The sequence below is a fragment of the Acetobacter fallax genome (assembly GCF_011516735.1).
Lineage (GTDB): Bacteria > Pseudomonadota > Alphaproteobacteria > Acetobacterales > Acetobacteraceae > Acetobacter > Acetobacter fallax.
The window spans coordinates 1-14,101 of record NZ_WOSX01000059.1 but is presented as its reverse complement, the minus strand read 5'-3'; the positions used below and the strand labels follow the sequence as shown (position 1 = coordinate 14,101).

Below are 14,101 nucleotides of genomic sequence, written 5' to 3'. Positions count from 1 at the left end.
CTCAATCAGCGGTTCCCAGATCGCCCATGTCTCATCAGTGAAAGTGCCTGTTCCGTCTCCTTCTTCAATCCATACAATATAGGAAGTATTTTAAGATCTAACAGGCCCTAGTCCTTCCTCCCGTATCCCCTGCCCATACGCCTGAGGCGTCATTTTCAGCGTTGGAGTGTCCTCAATCGCCTTCATCCGCGTACTAACCGCGTTCATGGCTTTTACGACGCGGGCCAGATCCTCCGTGTAATCCGGCGGTCGGTTATCCCGCCACGCCTGCGGCAACGCTTCCACAGCCCGACGCAGCACCGACACTTCAGCCCGCAGATCGTCGAAAGCTTGCGCTGCGGGATCTGTGTCCGGCATCAGACGCCCTCCCACGGATTAAGAACCCGCACACCGGCTGCCTCAAAAGGCGACACGTCGCGGCTGGCTACAGCATAACCACGAGATGCGGCGGTCGCGGCAATATAGCCATCCGCCTTGCCAATTGCCCGCCCCTCTGACCTAGCCCGCACCATCAGTTCGGCATAGGCTTGAGACGCCGCTAGATCGAACGACAGGACACGTCCCGCGAATAGGGGCAGAACCTGCCGCTCCAACCGCTCATGAAGCACCGAACGTCTCCGACCCGCCGGCATCGCTCCGATCCCGAAACGCAACTCCGCTACTGTGACGGCGGACAGAAAAAGCGTCTCGATCGCCTGCGCATCAATCCAGGCCAGGACAAGCGGTTCAGGGGCAGGTTTCCACGGCTCGGAAATCACATTGGTATCAAGCAGGATCATTCGAAGGACATCGGCTCGGCCGGAGTTTGATCGCGAACCTGCAAGGTCGTGACATCCTGTTCACGCACACCGGCCTCACGACCAATAGACGCCAGAAGCGACCCCAGCTGCACCCGCTGCGAGGGCCGGACGGCAGCTTCCAGAATGGTCCGGATCTCCGCTTCTGTGCTGCGTCCATGCAGCACAGCCTGCGCCTTCAGCGCCCGATGCGTCTCTTCCGGAAGATTGCGAATAACCACAGAAGACATGACAGAACTCCTAATTTCTGAAATGATATCATAAATATAAATACGATATCTTTCCAGAAAAATCCTACATCCCCATATCCATACCGCGCGACCTGGAGCGTGAGAGGGCCTGCTCCCGCTGATGGGGATGCAACCCGTGATCGAGCGTCGATCCCTTCCTGATGCCCAGCTCGCGGCTTTTCTCCCGCAGGATGGACTCAAGCTGCGCATCCCGCTTCAGCTCCTTCAGCGCCACACCCTGCTGCTCCCGGCTCAGCCCGTCCCAGGTCTTCACAAACCGCGCCGCCCGCAGATCCGGACTCTTCCGCACCCTGTCCTCATGCTCCAGCCCCTCGACCAGTTTGCGCGCCCGTGCCGGACCTTCCAGACCATACAGCGCCTGCCGGATCTCCGGCTGATGCTTCAGCGCCGCCCGCAGATCCGCCTCACCACCACGCCGGACCCGTTCCAAATCCCGACCGGCTTCAAAAAGCGCCCTCTTCTGGTGCTCCAGCACCGGCAGCTCCTGACGCACCATGCGCTCGGCATCCACCCAGGCCCGCGCATACCGCTCCACCGCCTGCTGAAGCGGGTCACTCCCCGGTACAAACCCGTCCAGTCCGGCCGGCACTTGCTCACGCTGCACACGGGGCAGCCTCAAACCCACAAAGGGAGAGACAGGAGCCTCACGCTCAACCCCACTTTCCCCCTTACCGGCCCCGGCATCCATCCCGGCCGACACGTCTTTTTCCGCCGTGCGACGCCCCGGCCGCACGGACAGGTCCAGTCCATCGAACATCCCGCGTTTTTGCTGTGCTGACGCAGGCTCTGGCATAGGCACACCTTCAGCCTGCCTGTCCTGCCGGGGGCCAGAGGCGGCCTTCTCACGCTCCACCACGATCTCGCTCTCGGGGACATGCAGCCCGCGCCGCCGCGCAAATCCGGCATCCTGATCCCGGACATGCGGGTAATCCAGCGTGGTATCCTTCAGCCGCTCGCGCGACAGCTGCTTCACCAGCCCGTCCCGGTCGCCCACATCATCCCGGCCCCAATGGACGGACACGCTCTCCCGATGCCGCGATAGCGCCACATAGGCCCCGTGCCGGTCCATGCTCCCCGTCGCCAGCACATGCGCCCGGTCCACCGTCACACCCTGCGATTTGTGGATGGTGGCGGCATAGCCATGATCCAGCGCGTCATACTCCCACAGCCGCACGGACACGACCCGTCCGGTCCCAATGCCATCAGGACCATCAAGCTGCACAGAAAGCATGATCCGGTCCTCATCCATGCCATACAGCCCACGCACCGTGCCCAACGTGCCGTTCTTCACCCCCAGGTCCCGGTCATTACGCAGGAAATACACCCTGTCCTCATGCGCAAAACGCCTCTCCCCCTGAACCGTCATCACCGACAGTTCGACATCAGCATCCAGCTCCCCCGCGTCCTTACGGATCTCCCGCGCCGCCTCGTTCAGCGCCCGCACATCAACACGCCGATGCGCCAGCATGATCTGGCTTTCTTCTGGGGCGGCCTGCCGGGCTTCATCCCACCCGGCCACCACTCCGGCCCGCGCCTCTTCCAGCGTGTCATGCCCACGCACCAGGCCAGCCGCCTCATAGCGACCCAGCGCCTCCCCCGTCCGCCCCGTCGCCAGCTCCTTCGTGGCCGCCTGCTGCCAGCCTTCACGCTGCCGGCGCACCGTCGTGATTTCCACCGACCCGACCTGCTCGGCCACCGCCCGGAACGCCCCACCAGCCTCGATCGCCTGCAACTGCTCGGGATCGCCCACCAGCACCACCTTGGCCCCGGTCCCGCGCGCGGCTGACAAAACCCGCTCCATCTGCCTTGACCCCACCATGCCGGCCTCGTCCACCACCAGCACGTCCCCGCGCTCCAGCAGGTCGAACCCACGTTCCCACGCACGCTCCAGGGAGGCCAGCGTCAGGCTCTCGATCCCGGACCCGGCTTCCAGACCTTCCGCTGCGATCCCCGACAGCGCCGCCCCGCGCACCCGGTACCCGGCTGCCTCCCACGCCTCACGGGCCACACCCAGCATGGTGCTCTTCCCCGTCCCGGCATACCCGACCACGACGGACAGGTCGCGGGACTTCGTGACCTCGCCCACCGCCAGCGCCTGCTCGTCCCCAAGCCCGTCCCGCGCCATCGCTACCCGACGCACCGCCAGCGGCACCGCATGACCCTGGGACTGTCCCATCGCGAGCGACGCCTCTTCCAGCCGCTGCTCGACCCCGATCATCTCCCGTGTGGAAAACCGCTCTCGCCCGTGCCCGTCTTTCCCGAGCGCTACCAGCTCCGGACATGCCTCCACCCGAACCATGACAGCACTGAACTGTTCCGCGTCCGCCGTATGCCGGTCCACGAACCGCGCCAGGTCCTGCCGGATGAATGTGCTCTGCTGTCGCGTCAGCGCCTCCAGCGCCACATGAGGCTCAGCCAGCAACTTTTCCCCATTGCGTCGCGCGATCTCCAGATGATCAGCAACCCGTTCCGCATCCTCGCCCCGCTCTTCCCGGCGCATTCCGGCCGGACCAATCTTGTTCTGCGGCTCAAGGTCGATCCCCTGTGCCGCGAACGACCGATGATCGATCCGCACGTCCAGGTCCAGTTCGGCCAGCCGTTCATTGGCAAGTGACGCCCATCGCTCCCGCCATGTCAGCAGGAGTTCCTTGTCGTTCCATGAGCGTTCTTTCGCACCGAAACCATTCTCATCCACAGACCGCGTGGACAGCATCACATGTGCATGGGGCTTCGCCTGTCCGTCCTCACCAATATCCCAATGTACATTGAGATCGGCCACCATACTGCGTTCCACGAACTGCTCCCGCACAAAATCCCGTGCCAGCGCGATCCCTTGCGCCTGGGTCATTTCGCGCGGGATTGAAAACTCCACCTCACGGGCAAGCTGGGCATCCTTGCGTTTCTCGATCGCCTCGACCTCATTCCATAGGGTCGCACGATCAAGAAACCGTTCCGGCGCGCCATCGGGCAGCAGGATCTCGGAATACACCACGCCGCTCTTGTTGGAAAAGTCATGGTCGCGATCCAGCCGCACATCATGCAGGCGGGACGCTGCGCGATAAGCCGCCGCCGCCACGGCGCTCCGGCCGGTGGCGCGGCTGATGACCTTTGCATGCAGGTGATAGATCGCCATGAGCACGATCCTATCACACCCCTTAAGCGCATGTCACGAAGTGACGTATAAGCGCGCACTCACATTTTACTGCGCCATAAGAATTGATTACTCTGGATGAGTGACGCGGTTCTCGCCTGTGTGATAGAGTATGGCACAAACCAGCAGAACAGGGGACCAAAAATGCGTAAACCACGGGACATTGATACGGAACTGAAGGCGCTTCAGGAAAAGGCGAAGCAGCTTAAGGCGCAAAGAACCATCCAGCTCGGTGAACTGGTCGAGGCGACGGGAGCCGATACCCTGTCGATCGAGGCGCTGGCCGGTGTACTGCTTGCGGCTATCGAGCAGGCGGACGGCAAACCCGAAGCCGTCGCGAGGTGGACCGAACGGGGGACGGCGTTCTTTCAGGCAGGCGGAAAAAAGGGCGGCCGGAAAGGAACCGGAAATGATCAGAGCGGAGCTTCTGGCGCTTGAAAGACAGATCAGAAAGCAGGCGGCCCTGATCCATCGCCATCAGGCACGAAAGGCACGTACTGACATGCGCGACTGGGCGAAGGCGCGACGGGAACGCACCCATCATCTGATCGAACTGGGCGGCCTGGTACAGAAGGCAGGACTGGTCGATCTGACTGATGATGACCGTGCCACCCTGCTCGGGGCCTTCCTGGATATTGCAAGGCAGCTTCGGGGGGGTAGGAATACCGCTTCGGGCGACCTGAAAATATGCTGGAGACGCGCAGGGCTTCATGCCTTCGACAGGGACCGGGAACATGACAGGACAACAGACGGAAACGACCATGACTGACTACGAAACACAATCATCTGAAACAGACACGCTGCGGGAACTGACGACCCGGATTGTCACGGCCTATGTCAGCAGCAATACGGTTCCGGCGGATACTCTGCCCGGCCTCATCGCCAAGGTGCTTCAGGCACTCGGCAGTCTGGAACAGACGACAACCGAAACACCGAATCTGGTACCGGCCGTGCCTGTGAAGAAATCGGTCTTTCCAGATTACGTTGTCTGTCTGGAGGACGGAAAAAAACTGAAGATGCTCAAGCGTCATCTCCAGTCCGCCTATGGCATGACGCCAAAACAGTATCGGGAGAAATGGGGCCTGCCTGCAAGCTACCCGATGGTAGCACCCACCTATGCAGCCCGACGCTCTGCCCTGGCACAGAAAATCGGACTGGGGCGGGCAGCCAGGACCGCACCTGATGTTATAGCCCCCACTGCTGAAGATCAGGTGCCGGTCACGCATGTACCGGAAAAAAAACGTGGACGCAGGCCAAAACTGGCCTGAAAATCCAGACGGAAACAGAACGCGGGAACGACCTCTCATTCCCGCGCTGAAGATTACCAGTAATATTCGTGGGGTCGCCGGGTGCCGGTATACGGAAAGACCGCCTCGACAGGATCGAGGTCGCCCTTGATGATCAGGCGGGCAACATGCCTGTCATGATGACGGCCAGGACGGATATCGTGCAGATGACTGTACCAGTTGGGAGATTCAGAGGCTTCACGTGAGCCTCCATAGCCACAGCGATCCGGCTGGTTGGCCCAGCGATGATTGCGACCGTATTTGCGGCTGTGATGATAGGTGCGAGACATGGGAGCTTCCCCTCCATGACGCGCGGAGTGATTTCCGAGCGTACCTACATCGCCCGATCTCCTCTGTTCTGGTCGGAATATACTTTACCGCGTCTGTGCGACATCGGTCTCCAGCAGGGACGCCGGCAGGCGCATGTTGAGGGCGGCCGCCTTGGGTTCGATCTCAAAGCGCATGGGCTTGAAACCGGACAGGTCATACCGGGTCAGATCGGCGGTCGCGACGAAATCCTCGGCCGCTTCGTCACTGTGCAGCGAGGGCATGGACCTATTTTTGTAGCTCATACTGGTCGATCTCCTTCAGACTGCTTCGATCGGGCCTGGATAAGCCTTTCCCAGCGGATCATGGGTCAGCAGAAGCAATCCTTCCACCGTGGCCTGTGCCACAAGGATCCGATCAAAGGGATCCCGATGCACATCTGGCAGTTGTCCGACTGCCAAGGCGTGCTGGCTGGTGATCGGTAACTCCTCATAACCGTTTTCGATCAGACCGCGTCGCAGCAGATGAGGATCGACCTGGAAGTCTGCCCGTCCCAGCCTGGTCTTAATGGTGATCTCCCAGAGACTGGCCGCACTGAAGACCAGAACATTGTCCTGATCTTCCATCAGGGTTTTCGCCCGTGTTGACAGCTTGTCAGGCTCTCCGGCCGCCCAAAGCAGCAGATGGGTATCCAGAAGAAGCCTCATGCCGGACCGTCGAACAGAGACACAATATCGTCCTGTCCCATGCGATCAAAATCTTCGGGCACCCGGATTTTTCCAGCAAGAAACCCCAGACGCCGTTGCTGTAACTCTTCAGGAGCCGTAATCGGGCTGACCCGCACCATCGGCCGGCCGGCTTTGGCAATGATGAAGCTTTCCCCTTTCATGGCCGCGTCAATCAGCCGGGACAGATGGGTCTTGGCTTCGTGGATGTTGACCGTGCGCATGGCGAAAGCCTCCTGAGTTTACTCAAAAAAAAAGACTTAGCCATATTAGTCTGGTCCATCAAGACAAATGTCGCCAGAACCACCTCAGGAAACGAAAAAAGCACACTCATCGCGTTCCTCGTTTACCGTCATACCCTTTCGGATGCGACATTGGCGGCCAGGAACGCCGCATAGCCCAGTTCGTCCATCTGACCTGCCGCCAGCGCGAGAACCGCATTTGCTGCATCTTCCTGGGCTGCCGTGAAACGATAGCCGTTCAGTTCCAAAAACAGCACACCGAGCACAAAGCCCGTACGCTTGTTCCCGTCGATGAAAGGATGGTTTTTGACGATACCCGCCGTATAGACGGCCGCCAGATGCACTGGATCCAGCGGATCCGCATAAGCCGCATGCTGCTGTGGCCGGGCAAGCGCGGATTTCAGAAGACCTGCATCCCGTACGCCGGAAGCGCCACCATGCACCCCCAACAGCCGATCATGCAGGATCAAGGTATCCCGTTCGTCTATCCAGACGAAGGCTGTCATTGAGCCAGAACATGCAGCGTATCACGGTAACGCCGCATAATATCTTCAGCCTTTGTCATTTTGGTTTCGAAGTCAGGATCATAGGGCACGAGCCGATATCCGCCTTCTGGTGCTTCGATCAGATACAGGGGCGCGCCATCCTGGGTGTTCAGCCGTGAAATCACTTCCTTGGGTAGTACGACCCCGAGTGAGTTTCCGAATTTTCGCACTTTCAGCTCGACCATAGTGAATCCCCCCTAATGTTATTACCAATGTAATAACCTTTTGCGGTTTCAGCAACCACCATGCTCACCGGCCTGTCTAGCTCACAGTGGTCAGCCGTCTTTCTTACGCGACGTTCCTTGGCCGACCGCCTTTCGCACCATTCCGGCGTGCCGCCGCCGCCTTTGCCTGGCTGGCGGACGATCCGCCCACGCGTCCCATCTGTGCCGCCATCCAGCTTCGGGAACCGTAGATACCGTGGATCAGACCTTCGACCAGAACATCGGCGTCGAGACGGGGCCAGTGAAGGCCATTCCCCAGCGGGGTGATCTCGATCTCGGCCAGATCATTCAGGGAAGCGTCCTGCAAATCTTGTATCAGACTCACAGGCACGCTTATCTCAACACCGTTGGAGAGCGTGACATGAAGAGCGCGGCGAGCACGGATAAACCGTGCGGAGACCGCATGAGGAATTGTCGCTCTATGAAGCGCGTCTGCTTCACGAGCGGCCTGATAGTTCATGTCATTCGCCATGTATCTTCTCCCATGCTTCAGCCAGCATCTCAGCGTGGTCCTGCACGATGACAAGGGCTTCCTGTATGACCTTATCTTTCATGCCACCTGCTCGTATCAGTCGGGCTTTCCTGCCAATTTCAATCACCGCTTCTCCATCCGCGCTTATGACGTGAACGTGCATCGGCACATGATCTGCCGTGTAAATCACGACACGAAATCCATTGATGCGCAGAAGCGTCGGCATAATTCACTATATCCCTAACGCTTGGGTTTTTCAATTAGAACCATCCCGCCGAAGGTCAGGAGCAGAATATCTGGACGGTCAGACCGAAATGGTCAGCCCATCAATCTCCGATAAGGCCTACAGAGCATTCTGGAGGGCCGCACAAAGCGCAATTCCCGTTACTGCCCACCAAACCAGCCACCACACGCGGTAATGCCTGTACGGCCATCCTGTGGCGTCTGACGGGTATGCTGCAACACGTGAGCTGCTGAATGATCGCCTGAACACCGGTGCGTCTTGAGCAGATTACGGTCTTGCCCGGTTCTTCTGGTGTTGCAGGCGTTGGGCGAGCGCGGAGCGGGAGCCCCGTAGGGCGCCGAAGGCGCCGACGCGGGAGAGGAAGGTGCTGGTGGAGAGACGATGCGTTACCGCATCGTCAGATTATGATTTCGCGCCGTAGGCGTGTCTGCTTAGCGCAGCCCTGAAAGGGCGAGCAGGGGGATGCCGGGAGGGAGATCGCGCTTTGCGCGATTGGGGCGGCCGTAGGCCGCGAGCCGGCGGGGGCGTAGCCCCCAAGAGGCGGTGCTTGGTGGCAATTTGGCTGCAAATTTTTGAGGTTTATGAGTTATCCACAGGCTCAGAGTGTTTAAATAGGTGTTTAAATGGTGTTACGGATTTTTATAGTTCAAATAACAGGCTGAATAATAACGGTTTTATCGAGAGATTCTATCGTCCTGTGAATCCACTATGACGATAAACTGAATCCACTATGACGATAAACTGAATCTAAAATGACGATAGCAAGTATGCGTAATTGAAATGACGATAAGCTCAGCCTGAATCTAAAATGACGATAATTGACTTGCGTATGTGAAGTGACGATAGTAGCTATCTGTAATTGAAATGACGATAGAATCTTCTCCTTCCTTGTTCGACATTGCGCCTTCTCTGGCGGTGGAAGGTGATGATCGCACGCCCCTCCTTCCAGTCCGCCATCCAAATCAGGATCTATTCATTTGTGACGTGCTCGATGCCATTCCCAAAGATGATATGGCGTCAATGGAGCATCCAGTTTTTTCGCTCTCGACCAAGCCAGACAACCGGATGCGACGCTATGAACACAATGGGAATATCATAGAGATCATCCCGTCTGGCAAAGGGCTGGCAACGATCCATGACAAGGATATCCTTATCTACTGCATCTCTCAGCTCGTTGCGAAAATGAATCACGGCGAACAACCTAGCCGAACACTCCGCCTTCAAGCCTATGACATGCTGGTCGCTACCAATCGTCAAACCAGCGGAGCAGGCTATAGGCTACTGACCGACGCGTTGACACGCTTGCGCGGAACAACCGTGCGAACCAACATTCAAACAGGCGGCATTGAAGAAACTCGAATTTTCGGTTTGATCGAAGAAGCTAGAATCACCCGTAAGACGTTTGACGGCCGAATGCTTGATCTTGAAATCACTCTGTCAGATTGGGTCTATCGTTCAGTCATCAGCAAGAATGTCCTCACACTTCACCGAGACTATTTCCGACTTCGTAAACCGTTCGAACGACGCATGTACGAACTCGCCCGCAAACACTGCGGTATGAAAGATGAATGGAAGATCGGATTAGAGCTGCTGCAAAAAAAATGTGGCTCAAATAGCCCGCTTCGCGTCTTTCGATCCTTGGTTAAGAAAGTTTGTGCGCATGACACCAGTCATGCCCATTTTCCTGACTATGCCATCACAATGGCCGATGACATCATTCTATTTCGCAACCGTTTGAGCCTTAAAACAAAGGTCGATGTTATCGCCCCTATGAGGGATGCTCCCTACATCGACCCCGAAACCATGCATGACGCTAAAACCGTTGCGCCTGGATATGACATCTATGCTCTCCATGACGAATGGGTTTCATGGTGGCACGACATGGGAAAACCAGAGCTTAAAAGCCCTGCCGGAGCCTTTATTGGCTTTTGTAAAAAACGGCACGAACGCAACCCAATACGCTGATTCCGGCATACGCCAGCAAGTGTGCATGCTTACATGCAAACATGACCGCACGTAAACATGCCTACTTGCCCACAGGACTTTCTCCCATCTTACGTAGCCAGTCGTTAAACGCGTCAGCCATCGCATCCTGTAAACTCATCCCATGCTTTCTGGCGGTCATGTGCATAGCAAATGACATTTCCGGACTAAAATAGCCGGTCATGGCTTTCTTGCCCTGACGGCTCGGCGCAACCTGCTTGCCGGCTGTACCAACAACATTGGTAGCAGCAACCTTGCTTTCTGATGCAACTGCAACCGGCGATATTACGGAATCACGATCCCGCAACGACAGTAGAGACCCCTTCCGGCTCATGCACTAGCTCTCCGCTTCCTTGATGATTGCATGTTTACATGCTTGCATGCCCACTTGTAAAGCAGCCTTACCTCATCAGACGCCTTGCCTTTAGGCTCTACTTCCATTGCAGTTTTCCCTTCCGCCGCAGCATGACGGAAAACTGCACGATCAGCGATAATATGTGGACATGCGTTCAGTCCGTAACTTTGTACGAGTTGTGTGGCCTCCTCATACATACGTGGAGCAGTCGGACTTCCCGCTGTAAAAACGACGAAGGCTGGTTTGCCACGCATTTTTATAAGGCTGGCAGTCGTTTTGATTGCTGCCAGATCGAACGCACTCGGCCGACATGGAATTAATACCAAATCGGCGACTTCAACGGCAGCACTAGCCGCACTATCAGCGTGAGGCGGAGTATCAATCACGATGAACTCAGCACCCTGACTCATTGCCTGTCCGATCTTAGCCGCGAGACGAGGCGGAGCACTGTCAATTACAACCGGCGGAGCATCCTTACGCCATGCGGCCCATTGGCTCGCCGTCGCCTGTGGGTCCACATCAATCACCAATGCTGTATGGCCAGCATCCTCAGCCGCAGCAGCCAGATGCAAGGCCAGAGTGGTTTTTCCAGCCCCACCCTTCTGGCTGATAATCGCTATTGTTGGCATGTGAACGTCCTTACATGACCTCATGTTTGCATGTGGTCATACGTGAAAATCTGCTCTATCTACAAGAGAGAATGACAGAAAATCACTCCCACATTTTCCGTGCGATATCCTGCTCCTCGGCGCCGACGGCATCGGCGTAGATGACGGTGGTGGAGAGCTGGGCATGGCCGAGCCATTTCTGCACCATGTTGAGGGGGATGCAGCTGGAGACGGCGGCGACACCGAAGGCATGGCGCAGGCCCTTGGGGGACGCGGCCGGGCCGGACAGGCCGGCGGCGTCCATGACCGCATGCACCGCCCGCCAGCCGGTCATGCGGGACCAGGGCCACAGCCGGGCGGCCGCTCCACGGCCTCGCCGACGCTGGGCCTCGCGGATGCCATGCACCAGATCCAGGGCCTCGAGCAAGGAGGGGGCACTGGCACGGCGCGATAGATCCCGTCCTGGCGCTTCTTGAGCGTGGCAAACACCAGCACGCCGCCGGCCAGGTCCACCCGGTCCGCCGTGAGGGCAAGGGCCTCGGACAGGCGGCAGCCCGACCAGGCCAGGGTCATGCACAGCGTGCGGGCCTCGCGCGGCGCCTGCTCGGCCGCACGCAGGAACCGCGCCCGCTCGGCAACCGTGAGGTATTTGCGGCTCCCGTCGCGGTCGAACAGCTGCATCCCGCCGGGGGCGCCTGCCGGGGTCACCCGCTGTCCCGGTTTTGAGGTGCCGCTCATCCGGCCGTCCTGTCGCGGTAACCCCGCCGGCGCTTGGCCCGAAGCTGGCGGGCGAGGGCGTCGAGCGCCTGGCCGGCATCATGATGCAGTTCGCAGATCTGCCGCCCAGCCGTCCCGATCCGTCCCCACTGCCGCACCAGGGCGGTACCGCCGAACAGGTCGGGCTGCAGCGACAGATGGTAGAAGCGCCAGCAGTTGGCGGCCGGGTCCACGCGCACCAGCGCCGCCGTTTCGGGAAACAGCGACAGCTGGCAAGGTGGCCGGACAGGGGCCTTCGGGGCAGGTCTGGGCATGATGTCCTGAAAAGTGTAACACATCTCCCCCGCCCCGGACAGGAAAACCGCTGCAATCGCGGGACAGGCCGGCCGGTTTCAGGCCCGTCCTGTTACACTATTGCCCATAGTGTATCACGTCAGAAGTCTGATGCCCCTGAGACTTGGAGGGCTCGACGCGGAAATCTCACAGAAGGGTTGTACATCGGGTTAGATTATGAAAAAGTCTGTTTTGCACAAAAGAAATTTTCGTAAGCTATAAGAAAACCCGATGCAGACAGAGTATAGCGCAGGCGCGTATGAATTTCCAGCCTCCTATGGACGGCGTGTTGTAGCCCGTTTTGACGGGGGTCGCATGAGTTCGGATGGCGGTGTCATCCTGGTAAAGCAGGTCGATGATAGTCTGGGGTTCAGTCGCCGTTTTGCTGCATGTTTTCGCGATGAGCGGCATCCTGCCTTTGTGGAATACCGGGTTGAAGACCTTGTCCGTCAGCGGATCATGGGCCTGGCACTGGGCTATGAAGACCTTAATGACCATGACGCTTTACGTCATGATCCTGTCATGGGTCTGGCCTCGGGCCGTCTGTCAGGAGGCCGGGCAAACTGCGCAGCATTGGCTGGCAAATCCACGCTGAACCGGCTAGAGCGCAGTGGGCAGCAGGCAGATCGTTACTGCCGCATCATTGCTGATCATGAGGCCCTGGCTACCCTGTTCGTGACGCTTTTCATGGACCAGCATGAGCGCGCACCCGCCCGGATCGTTCTGGATGTGGATGCCACCGATGACCGTATCCATGGCCATCAGGAAGGCCGGGCCTTTCATGGATATTACGGCCATAACTGCTATCTGCCGTTATACATCTTCTGCGGGGACCATCTCCTCAGCGCTACCCTGCGCACGGCAGACAGGGACTCGGGGAAGGAAGCACTGGCAGACATCCGCCGGATCGTGGAGCAGATCAGGAGCCGCTGGCCCCGGGTGCGTATCCTGGTGCGTGGGGACAGCGGTTTCGCCCGGGACAGTCTGATGACATGGTGCGAAGACAACCACGTTGACTTCCTGTTTGGGCTTGCAGGCAACACCCGCCTGTATGACCGGATTGCCTCTTTGTCCGCTGAGGTTCGTGACGAAGCCGCCACGACAGGCAAAGCGGCGCGCGGCTTTGCCTCCTTTGACTGGATCACAAAGGACAGCTGGACGCGCCGCAGGCGGGTCGTGGCCAAGGCCGAATGGCGCCACGGCAACCGCTATCATCGCTTTATTGTCACCACGCTACCGCAGGGAATGTCCGACCCCCGCCATCTCTACGAACAGATTTACTGCGCACGCGGGGATATGGAAAACCGCATCAAGGAATGCCAGATGGATCTGTTCTCAGACAGGACCTCGTCCCACACCATCCGGGCCAACCAGCTCCGGCTGTGGTTCTCGGCCGCTGCCTATGTCCTGCTGACCGCTCTGCAAAGACTGGCCCTTGGTCAGACCAGCCTGGAGACGGCGACCTGTGGCACCATACGCGCACGACTGCTCAAAATCGCGACACGTGTAACGCTCAGCGTCCGTCGGATTGTCCTGTCCATGCCGGACATGTTCCCCTGTCAGCATGAATTCGCCCTCGCTCATGCACGATTGCGAAGGCTCCGGCAGGCCATCTGAAGAAACAGACAGTGCACAGACCACATAGCTTCCACCAACACTGCCTTCTCAGGCCGTGACACCCTCACTGCGTTCAGAACCCGCCGCCAGAAGCAGAATATCGTCAATATTCCAGATCGGGCTCCTGTGGGATGACTGAATTCTACAAAATGACCCGAAATTGCCTCAAGTGTGAGATGGGGTGGTTGCCGTCCTCCCCGCACGGCATCGCAATGTGCCAGAATGGTCGTTGGAAGAAACGACTGCGCGAAAGGACGGCAGATGAAGGATACAGTGATAGGCGT

The 14,101-nt window shown here is 58.5% G+C and carries 21 protein-coding genes and 1 pseudogene; 5 read left to right on the top strand and 17 right to left on the bottom strand.

The window, feature by feature from the left end; all coding sequences use genetic code 11:
• Positions 1–108 precede the first annotated feature (108 nt).
• The 4 genes and pseudogenes from GOB85_RS17070 to traA form a co-directional block, all read right to left on the bottom strand.
• Positions 109–357, bottom strand: a pseudogene (locus GOB85_RS17070) (DUF6118 family protein); the annotation flags it as partial.
• Positions 357–779, bottom strand: coding sequence for a type II toxin-antitoxin system VapC family toxin (locus tag GOB85_RS17065; protein ID WP_019087205.1), 423 nt, complete (start codon positions 777–779; stop codon positions 357–359). The pseudogene GOB85_RS17070 and the gene GOB85_RS17065, both read right to left, overlap by 1 nt.
• Complete coding sequence (locus tag GOB85_RS17060) at positions 776–1,027, bottom strand: FitA-like ribbon-helix-helix domain-containing protein (protein ID WP_019087204.1); 252 nt, start codon at positions 1,025–1,027, stop codon at positions 776–778. The genes GOB85_RS17065 and GOB85_RS17060 overlap by 4 nt, the downstream gene beginning before the upstream one ends.
• Before the next feature lie 64 nt (positions 1,028–1,091).
• On the bottom strand, positions 1,092–4,181 hold the full coding sequence (traA, locus tag GOB85_RS17055; protein WP_019087203.1) for a Ti-type conjugative transfer relaxase TraA: 3,090 nt from the start codon (positions 4,179–4,181) through the stop codon (positions 1,092–1,094).
• A gap of 96 nt (positions 4,182–4,277) precedes the next feature.
• Here traA and GOB85_RS17050 point away from each other — a divergent pair, with 96 nt between their 5' ends.
• From GOB85_RS17050 to GOB85_RS17040, 3 genes are all read left to right on the top strand, one after another.
• On the top strand, positions 4,278–4,637 hold the full coding sequence (locus GOB85_RS17050) for a conjugal transfer protein TraD (protein WP_173578639.1): 360 nt from the start codon (positions 4,278–4,280) through the stop codon (positions 4,635–4,637).
• Between the two features lie 64 nt (positions 4,638–4,701).
• On the top strand, positions 4,702–4,968 hold the full coding sequence (locus GOB85_RS17045) for a conjugal transfer protein TraD (protein ID WP_026018856.1): 267 nt from the start codon (positions 4,702–4,704) through the stop codon (positions 4,966–4,968).
• Positions 4,961–5,467, top strand: coding sequence for a MucR family transcriptional regulator (locus GOB85_RS17040; protein WP_173578640.1), 507 nt, complete (start codon positions 4,961–4,963; stop codon positions 5,465–5,467). Before GOB85_RS17045 ends, GOB85_RS17040 begins: the two co-directional genes overlap by 8 nt.
• Before the next feature lie 53 nt (positions 5,468–5,520).
• Here the strand turns inward: GOB85_RS17040 and GOB85_RS17035 are convergent, their stop codons facing one another.
• The 8 genes from GOB85_RS17035 to GOB85_RS17000 form a co-directional block, all read right to left on the bottom strand.
• Complete coding sequence (locus GOB85_RS17035) at positions 5,521–5,775, bottom strand: hypothetical protein (protein WP_012813384.1); 255 nt, start codon at positions 5,773–5,775, stop codon at positions 5,521–5,523.
• An 84-nt stretch (positions 5,776–5,859) separates the two neighbouring features.
• The gene (locus tag GOB85_RS17030) at positions 5,860–6,036 is read right to left on the bottom strand and encodes a CopG family antitoxin (protein ID WP_019087198.1); all 177 of its coding nucleotides are present in this window, start codon (positions 6,034–6,036) and stop codon (positions 5,860–5,862) included.
• 36 nt (positions 6,037–6,072) lie between these two features.
• Positions 6,073–6,459: a type II toxin-antitoxin system VapC family toxin gene (locus tag GOB85_RS17025; protein WP_019087197.1), complete on the bottom strand. Its 387-nt coding sequence runs from the start codon at positions 6,457–6,459 to the stop codon at positions 6,073–6,075.
• Positions 6,456–6,701 (bottom strand): type II toxin-antitoxin system Phd/YefM family antitoxin, encoded by a 246-nt coding sequence (locus GOB85_RS17020; protein ID WP_006560453.1) that lies wholly within the window; start codon positions 6,699–6,701, stop codon positions 6,456–6,458. The genes GOB85_RS17025 and GOB85_RS17020 overlap by 4 nt, the downstream gene beginning before the upstream one ends.
• A gap of 128 nt (positions 6,702–6,829) precedes the next feature.
• Positions 6,830–7,225, bottom strand: a complete 396-nt coding sequence (locus tag GOB85_RS17015; RefSeq protein ID WP_173578641.1) for a type II toxin-antitoxin system death-on-curing family toxin — start codon at positions 7,223–7,225, stop codon at positions 6,830–6,832.
• Positions 7,222–7,449, bottom strand: a complete 228-nt coding sequence (locus GOB85_RS17010; RefSeq protein ID WP_026018855.1) for an AbrB/MazE/SpoVT family DNA-binding domain-containing protein — start codon at positions 7,447–7,449, stop codon at positions 7,222–7,224. Before GOB85_RS17010 ends, GOB85_RS17015 begins: the two co-directional genes overlap by 4 nt.
• Before the next feature lie 103 nt (positions 7,450–7,552).
• The gene (locus GOB85_RS17005) at positions 7,553–7,960 is read right to left on the bottom strand and encodes a DUF2442 domain-containing protein (RefSeq protein ID WP_173578642.1); all 408 of its coding nucleotides are present in this window, start codon (positions 7,958–7,960) and stop codon (positions 7,553–7,555) included.
• Positions 7,950–8,186, bottom strand: a complete 237-nt coding sequence (locus tag GOB85_RS17000; protein WP_040133518.1) for a DUF4160 domain-containing protein — start codon at positions 8,184–8,186, stop codon at positions 7,950–7,952. The genes GOB85_RS17005 and GOB85_RS17000 overlap by 11 nt, the downstream gene beginning before the upstream one ends.
• An 882-nt stretch (positions 8,187–9,068) precedes the next feature.
• Here GOB85_RS17000 and GOB85_RS16995 point away from each other — a divergent pair.
• On the top strand, positions 9,069–10,169 hold the full coding sequence (locus GOB85_RS16995) for a replication initiator protein A (protein WP_061491528.1): 1,101 nt from the start codon (positions 9,069–9,071) through the stop codon (positions 10,167–10,169).
• 61 nt (positions 10,170–10,230) lie between these two features.
• Here the strand turns inward: GOB85_RS16995 and GOB85_RS16990 are convergent, their stop codons facing one another.
• From GOB85_RS16990 to GOB85_RS16975, 5 genes are all read right to left on the bottom strand, one after another.
• Positions 10,231–10,521, bottom strand: coding sequence for a ribbon-helix-helix domain-containing protein (locus GOB85_RS16990; protein ID WP_019087506.1), 291 nt, complete (start codon positions 10,519–10,521; stop codon positions 10,231–10,233).
• Positions 10,518–11,171 (bottom strand): ParA family partition ATPase, encoded by a 654-nt coding sequence (gene parA / locus GOB85_RS16985; protein ID WP_061491529.1) that lies wholly within the window; start codon positions 11,169–11,171, stop codon positions 10,518–10,520. Before parA ends, GOB85_RS16990 begins: the two co-directional genes overlap by 4 nt.
• Before the next feature lie 82 nt (positions 11,172–11,253).
• Positions 11,254–11,484 (bottom strand): tyrosine-type recombinase/integrase, encoded by a 231-nt coding sequence (locus GOB85_RS19450; RefSeq protein ID WP_242011599.1) that lies wholly within the window; start codon positions 11,482–11,484, stop codon positions 11,254–11,256.
• Positions 11,481–11,888: a site-specific integrase gene (locus GOB85_RS19445; RefSeq protein WP_242011598.1), complete on the bottom strand. Its 408-nt coding sequence runs from the start codon at positions 11,886–11,888 to the stop codon at positions 11,481–11,483. The genes GOB85_RS19450 and GOB85_RS19445 overlap by 4 nt, the downstream gene beginning before the upstream one ends.
• The gene (locus tag GOB85_RS16975) at positions 11,885–12,205 is read right to left on the bottom strand and encodes a WGR domain-containing protein (protein WP_173578643.1); all 321 of its coding nucleotides are present in this window, start codon (positions 12,203–12,205) and stop codon (positions 11,885–11,887) included. The genes GOB85_RS19445 and GOB85_RS16975 overlap by 4 nt, the downstream gene beginning before the upstream one ends.
• 226 nt (positions 12,206–12,431) lie before the next feature.
• Between GOB85_RS16975 and GOB85_RS16970 the strand changes: the two genes are divergently transcribed.
• Positions 12,432–13,817 (top strand): IS1380 family transposase, encoded by a 1,386-nt coding sequence (locus tag GOB85_RS16970; RefSeq protein ID WP_173578644.1) that lies wholly within the window; start codon positions 12,432–12,434, stop codon positions 13,815–13,817.
• Positions 13,818–14,101 lie beyond the last annotated feature (284 nt).